The sequence below is a fragment of the Aquabacterium sp. UBA2148 genome, assembly GCF_002328915.1.
Taxonomy (GTDB): Bacteria; Pseudomonadota; Gammaproteobacteria; order Burkholderiales; family Burkholderiaceae_C; genus Aquabacterium; species Aquabacterium parvum.
The window spans coordinates 3,973-4,518 of record NZ_DCXA01000261.1; the positions used below are offsets into that span (position 1 = coordinate 3,973).

Genomic DNA, 546 nt, shown 5'->3' on the forward strand with positions numbered 1-546 from the left:
GATCGCCAGGCCCAGGCCCGTGCCGCCATGTCGACGGGTGGACGATTCGTCGGCCTGCACAAAGGCATTGAACAGGCGCTGTGCGTCGGCCGATGAAATGCCGATGCCCGAGTCCGTGACTTCGATGCGCAGCATGCCGGCCTGATCGAGGGGGTGCACGCTCAAGCGCACCGACCCGCGGTCGGTGAACTTGACCGCGTTGCTCAACAAGTTCAGCAGAACTTGTGACACGCGGGTGGCATCGCCACGCACCCAACTGGGCATGCCGGTGGTGTCCAGCTGCAGCCGCACGCCTTTGTCGGCGGCTTTCAGGGCCACCAGATCGAGCGCCTGCTGCACCGTCGCATGCAGGTCGAAAGGCTCGTCCACGAGGGTGAACATGCCGGCCTCGATCTTCGAGAGGTCGAGCACGTTGTTGATGATGTCGAGCAGGTGATCTGCGGCCTGCTGCACCGTGCCCAGGCGGTCGAGCTGCTCGGGGTCGCGCACGGCCTGCCTGAGCAGGTAGGTCATGCCCATGATGGCGTTCATGGGCGTGCGGATTTC

1 protein-coding gene is annotated in these 546 nt (G+C 64.8%); it reads right to left on the reverse strand.

Features of this window, described 5'->3' with window-relative positions; genetic code table 11:
* A partial coding sequence (locus B2W70_RS14555) for a sensor histidine kinase (protein WP_286746748.1) occupies nt 1-543 on the reverse strand: 543 nt, incomplete at its 3' end.
* Nucleotides 544-546: the final 3 nt, after the last annotated feature.